Genomic DNA, 5,073 nt, shown 5'->3' on the forward strand with positions numbered 1-5,073 from the left:
GAAGGAGAATGGGCAAAATCTTTATAGACATTAGTATTGTTTTGCTTGTGAAGCAATTCTAAACGCCTGGCCGCGCCCTTAAAGGAAGTAATGGCCTGATAAAATTCTCCAGAAGAAATTCCAAGTTGTTCACAGACCAGACGCGCAGCGTTCAGATTCATCAAATTATGATCCCCAAATACATTTAAAGGAGTATTTTCGGGTAAAATATAAGTTACTCCATCTACAACTTTATGAGGGGGGATATTATATCCGATCTTCTCGGCATCAGTTGCTGACTTACTAACCAGGTCGCTTAATATTTTATCGTTCTGACAAAAAATTAATTTTCCTTGCGGCTCGATGGTATTAATGAATAAATCGAACTGTTGAATATATTCCTCAAAGGTGGGAAATACGTTGATATGATCCCACGCTATTCCACTGATTACAGCGATGTTAGCTTTATACAGGTGAAACTTAGGCCGCCTGTCAATGGTTGAAGCAAGGTATTCGTCTCCTTCAATAACAATCAAGGGAGCTTCTTCGGTCACTTTAACCATAGTATCAAATCCCTCAAGCTGCGCACCTACCAGGTAATCAAAATCTCGCTTGCAGAAATTCAGCACATGAAGGATCATAGAAGTGATCGTTGTTTTACCATGACTTCCTCCTATTACCACCCTTAATTTATCTTTCGTTTGCTCATAAATATATTCAGGATAGGAATATATTTTAAGCCCAAGAGACTTAGCCTTCAATAATTCAGGATTATCCGCAAATGCATGCATACCCAAAATAACGGCATCCAGATCTGTTGTTATATTCGCTTCATCCCAGCCCATATGTTCAGGCAAAATTCCATATCTGGCCAACCGGCTGCTTGATGGTTCGAAGATCACGTCGTCAGAGCCTGTAACCTGGAAACCTTTTTTATGCAGTGCAATGGCCAAGTTGTGCATTGCGCTGCCGCCTATTGCAATAAAATGAATATGCATAATCCTTTACAATTCTTTATTAATAAATTAACCCTTTACAAAATGAGCGGCCACCCAGTCTCCCATTTTCTTATGATCCTTATAGCTGATATTAAATTTTTTACATTCCTGCTGAATCATCTCCAGATCAGGTGTCTCATAGAACCCACTAAAGAAAATGCTTCCTCCCGATATAAGGATACCTGCATAAGTATTTATCTGATCAAGCAAAATATTACGGTTAATATTAGCTAAAATAACATCAAATGTACTTTCAGGAATAATTTCCTTCCCTCCACAAGCCGCTTCCAGATTAGTGATATGGTTTAATGTGGCATTTTCTAGGGTACTTTGATAGCAAACCTCATCGTTATCAATGGCCAAAAGCGTCTTCGCTCCTTTTTTTGAGGCCAAAATGGCCAGTATTCCCGTACCGCAACCCATATCCAATACTTTTTTTCCGTCAAAATCAGAAGACAAAATATATTGCATCATCATGGTCGTGGTTTGGTGATGTCCGGTACCAAAAGCCATTTTTGGGTCTATAACAATTTCGTAACGGTACTGTGGCTGTGGTTCGTGAAACGTTGCCCTGATATAGCATTCGTCACTGATGATCAGGGGTTCAAAATTTTTCTCCCATTCCTCATTCCAGTTCTGCGCTGCTATTTCTGTAACGGTATAATTGTAAACAAACTCATCTTCAAATTGCAAAAGCACCTCGGAGAGTCTATTTTGATTATAGTCATCAAAGTCAATGAACGCAGCAAAACCAATTTCTGTATCTTCAAAAGTATTAAAACCGGCTTCCGCAAGTTCACTGATCAACAAATCTTTCTGATATTCCTCTATGCCAGAGAAAGTGAAGGTAACTTGAATATACTGCATTAAGAATTGAATGTTTTAACGATGTCTACAAAATCACGTGATTTTAAAGACGCCCCGCCAATAAGTCCACCATCAATATCTTTCTGAGCAAATAATTCAGCTGCATTTTTAGGATTACAGCTACCGCCATATAATATAGTTGTGTTTTCAGCAAGCTCCGCTCCGTATTTAGCAGCGATTTCTTTGCGTATATAAGCATGTACTTCCTGTGCCTGCTCAGACGTAGCTGTTAGTCCAGTTCCAATAGCCCAAACTGGTTCATAAGCAAGGACCACTTTAGAAAATTCTTCTGCACTTAAACCAAATACGCCACCGGTTAATTGCGTTTTGATCACATCAAAATAACTTCCGTTATTCCTTTCATCCAGTGTTTCTCCAATACAGAAGATTGGAATCAGGTTATTTTTTAATGCTGTTAATGTTTTTGCTGCAAGTAATTCGTCAGATTCGGCAAAATACTGTCTGCGTTCTGAATGCCCGATAATTACATATTCACATCCAACGGATTTAATCATTTTCGCCGAAATCTCCCCTGTAAATGCACCGCTTTCATTCTGGTGGCAGTTCTGAGCACCAATCTTAACGGTAGTACCGCCAAGTTTAGATAAACTGTTTAAATGTATAAAAGGCGCGCAGATCACAGCCAGCTGTTCTCCTTTTTGCTCATCTCTTACCATATTTACAATTTCAGAGAATAAAGATACGCCTTCAGCATAGTCTAAATTCATCTTCCAGTTTCCTGCTACAATTTTTTTTCTCATCTTGATTGTGTTTATATATAGTTATTGTGCCTAAGCTAGCATTATTTAATGCTTTATTAAAAATGTCTGTAACTTTTTGTTAATTCAAATATCTCTGTTAAAATATCCTTTTCGGTTTGATCAAACTCTATTTCCCTTCTTTCGTATACTTTTTCGGCGGTTTCAAACATTTTATGGATGGCATATACGTCAAAGCCCTGCGCACCGCCCCAGGCAAAATCAGGAATAAAGTTCCTTGGAAAACCAGCACCAAAAATATTGGCACTTACCCCTGCAACAGTACCAGTATTAAACATCGTGTTGATACCGCATTTGGCATGATCCGCCATAATCAATCCACAAAATTGAAGTCCGGTTTTACGAAAACTCTCTTTAGAATAGTCCCATAGCCGTACTTCAGCATAATTATTCTTTAGGTTAGAGTTGTTGGTATCTGCACCAATATTACACCATTGGCCCAAAACTGAATTGCCAAGATAGCCTTCATGTCCCTTGGAAGAATATCCCCAAATGACAGCGTTATTGATCTCTCCCCCTACCCTGCAAAATGGCCCAATGGTCGTTTGACCATAAATTTTGGTTCCCATTTTTACCTGAGAGTCTGCTCCCAAAGCAAAAGATCCACGAATATGACTTCCTTCCCACACCTGGCTGTTACGACCCAAATATATCGGACCATTAAGGCTATTAAAAGTAGAACACTCTGCTGTAGCGCCTTCTTCAACAAATATTTGATCTCCCAGAAGTGTATTTGTGCTACTCAGTTGTCCCGAAGTTTTGCCTTTGGTCAGTAAATTAAAATCTTTCTTCAGTTCCGCGTCGTTAAACCTGAAAATATCCTCGGGGTACTGTATACGTATAAAATCTCCGGCATAGGTTTTAGCTGATAAGCGCCCCGCCAGCTGGGCATCATGCTTTTTGATTTCCGCCGCCCTATAGGCTAATAAGATTCCATCTCTTTTAAGCACCTCTCCTTCTCCAAGCCCCATCACTGCTGCCAGAAGGCCTTCATCAGGACAAACAGAACCATTTATAAATAAAATGGCCTCCGGATGTTCGGGAAATTTCACGGAAAGATAAGTTTGGGTAGAGAAACCTGATATTGCACTTAGTTGTCTGGCCCATTTTTCTGCAATGGTCAAAATACCAATTCTCAGATCGGCCACTGGCCTGGTGAATGTTAACGGACGCAAGGATTCCCAGGCGGCGTCATCAAATAAATTGATTGTCATAAGCAACAAAAATAAAAAAAGTCCCGAAGCAAAAGCATCGGGACTTTAAAATAATTTCTAAAAGAGGCAGAATTACTTTTTAGCGTAACGGGTTTTAAATTTATCGATACGGCCGGCAGTATCTACCAGTTTCATTTTACCAGTATAAAAAGGGTGAGAAGTGTGTGAAATCTCTAATTTGTACAGAGGATATTCGTTACCATCTTCCCATTTGATAGTCTCTTTAGTATCTACACAAGATTTAGTTAAGAAAGAGTATTCGTTAGACATATCTTTAAACACTACGAATCTATAGTTTGATGGATGCAGATCTTTTTTCATATTATTATATTATAACTTATGTGTCGCTTATTTTTAAGGATGCAAATATCTCAATTATATTTCTCAATAGCAAGAATTGTATAAAAATTATCTGCTATACTTTTTCCAGGTTTCTATTTTTTCCTTCTGTCTATTCAAATAAGCCCGGGCAATAACCTCTGCTGCAGGCACTTCACCACTTTCTGCCAGCAGTATTTTTAATTTATCCTCATTTACATCTGCCCTGTATAATATGGTCATCATCTTAGACAGATCATGGTCTATCAGGTAAGAAAAGGCACTAACCAGGCCTAACCTTAACGAATCTTCAGACAAAGGTGATCCAATTTCAAAATCAGTACCTACAATTCTACATAGTGTTTTTAACTCTTCCATTCTGCTATTTAATCTCCTGACAAAGCTCAATCAACACCCCATTCGTTCCTTTTGGATGAACAAAACACACCAGCTTATGATCAGCACCTTTCTTCGGCACTTCATTCAACAAGACAAAACCTGCAGCCTTCAAACGTTCCATCTCGAGCAGAATGTCTTCCACATCAAATGCAACATGATGTATCCCCTCTCCTTTTTTCGCAATAAACTTTGCAATTGGACTATCTGGCAATGTAGCTTCCAGCAATTCAATCTTATTTTCACCCGCTTTAAAAAACGCTGTGCGTACGCCTTCTGAAGCAACCTCCTCCGTTTTATAGCAACTCGTGCCTAATAAAAGCTCATATAAGTTACTTGCCTGTTCAAGATCATTTACAGCAATTCCAATATGCTCTATTTTTTTCATCAGTATATATTTTAAAAGGTTATGAAGCTATCCTGTACTTATCAAATCCGTTCCCTAAGCTTTACTATTGACACCCCATATCACAGTTTCTTATCTTCAAAACGTTAAACAAATGTAAAAATGCAGGTTTTAAC

Annotated in this window: 7 protein-coding genes; all 7 read right to left on the reverse strand. The window is 38.6% G+C overall.

The genetic code is table 11. The features are described from left to right. Positions 1-977: UDP-N-acetylmuramate--L-alanine ligase (gene murC / locus DBR11_RS11140; RefSeq protein WP_108552597.1), on the reverse strand; the 977-nt coding region annotated here is incomplete at its 3' end. A 27-nt stretch (positions 978-1,004) separates the two neighbouring features. Next, positions 1,005-1,844 carry a 50S ribosomal protein L11 methyltransferase gene (gene prmA / locus DBR11_RS11145; protein ID WP_108552599.1) on the reverse strand — a complete coding sequence of 280 codons (840 nt, stop codon included), beginning with the start codon at positions 1,842-1,844 and terminating at the stop codon, positions 1,005-1,007. Further along, positions 1,844-2,605: a triose-phosphate isomerase gene (gene tpiA, locus DBR11_RS11150; protein WP_108552601.1), complete on the reverse strand. Its 762-nt coding sequence runs from the start codon at positions 2,603-2,605 to the stop codon at positions 1,844-1,846. The genes prmA and tpiA overlap by 1 nt, the downstream gene beginning before the upstream one ends. A 56-nt stretch (positions 2,606-2,661) precedes the next feature. Then, positions 2,662-3,837, reverse strand: coding sequence for a putative sugar nucleotidyl transferase (locus DBR11_RS11155; RefSeq protein ID WP_108552603.1), 1,176 nt, complete (start codon positions 3,835-3,837; stop codon positions 2,662-2,664). 72 nt (positions 3,838-3,909) lie between these two features. After that, positions 3,910-4,158: a type B 50S ribosomal protein L31 gene (locus DBR11_RS11160; RefSeq protein WP_084292318.1), complete on the reverse strand. Its 249-nt coding sequence runs from the start codon at positions 4,156-4,158 to the stop codon at positions 3,910-3,912. Between the two features lie 87 nt (positions 4,159-4,245). Then, positions 4,246-4,533 carry a hypothetical protein gene (locus tag DBR11_RS11165; RefSeq protein ID WP_108552605.1) on the reverse strand — a complete coding sequence of 96 codons (288 nt, stop codon included), beginning with the start codon at positions 4,531-4,533 and terminating at the stop codon, positions 4,246-4,248. Between the two features lie 4 nt (positions 4,534-4,537). Continuing rightward, positions 4,538-4,939, reverse strand: coding sequence for a methylmalonyl-CoA epimerase (gene mce / locus DBR11_RS11170; RefSeq protein WP_108552607.1), 402 nt, complete (start codon positions 4,937-4,939; stop codon positions 4,538-4,540). Positions 4,940-5,073 lie beyond the last annotated feature (134 nt).

Origin of the sequence: Pedobacter sp. HMWF019 (assembly GCF_003061025.1) — a bacterium.
Lineage (GTDB): Bacteria > Bacteroidota > Bacteroidia > Sphingobacteriales > Sphingobacteriaceae > Pedobacter.

Coding starts and splice junctions, on each gene's coding strand:
- mce (WP_108552607.1), bottom strand. CDS start 4,939: ATGAAAAAAATAGAGCATATTGGAATTGCTGTAAATGATCTTGAACAG.
- prmA (WP_108552599.1), bottom strand. CDS start 1,844: ATGCAGTATATTCAAGTTACCTTCACTTTCTCTGGCATAGAGGAATAT.
- DBR11_RS11155 (WP_108552603.1), bottom strand. CDS start 3,837: ATGACAATCAATTTATTTGATGACGCCGCCTGGGAATCCTTGCGTCCG.
- tpiA (WP_108552601.1), bottom strand. CDS start 2,605: ATGAGAAAAAAAATTGTAGCAGGAAACTGGAAGATGAATTTAGACTAT.
- DBR11_RS11165 (WP_108552605.1), bottom strand. CDS start 4,533: ATGGAAGAGTTAAAAACACTATGTAGAATTGTAGGTACTGATTTTGAA.
- DBR11_RS11160 (WP_084292318.1), bottom strand. CDS start 4,158: ATGAAAAAAGATCTGCATCCATCAAACTATAGATTCGTAGTGTTTAAA.